The sequence below is a fragment of the Bacillus cereus group sp. BfR-BA-01381 genome, from assembly GCF_022663555.1.
Taxonomy (GTDB): Bacteria; Bacillota; Bacilli; order Bacillales; family Bacillaceae_G; genus Bacillus_A; species Bacillus_A pacificus.
Window position 1 is genome coordinate 1 of the sequence record NZ_JAKUFR010000292.1, and the last position, 268, is coordinate 268.

The window sequence follows — 268 nt, forward strand, 5'->3', positions numbered from 1 at the left end:
TCAAGGATTTCCTAATGTATCTCCAGATTATATTGTCTTAGTAGAAAGTGGGGCTACTGGAAGCACCGGACCCACTGGCATCACCGGATCTACTGGAAGCACCGGACCCACTGGCATCACTGGACCTTCTGGTAACACCGGATCTACTGGAAGCACTGGAAGTACTGGACCCGCTGGAAGTACTGGACCCGCTGGAAGCACCGGACCCACCGGCATCACTGGAAGTACTGGACCCACTGGATCCGCTGGTAGTGCTTCAGCAAAAAGT

General features: G+C 53.7%; 1 pseudogene. It reads left to right on the forward strand.

Annotation, left to right across the window (positions count from 1 at the left end):
* Positions 1 to 268: pseudogene (locus tag MR079_RS28740) on the forward strand (collagen-like protein); the annotation flags it as partial.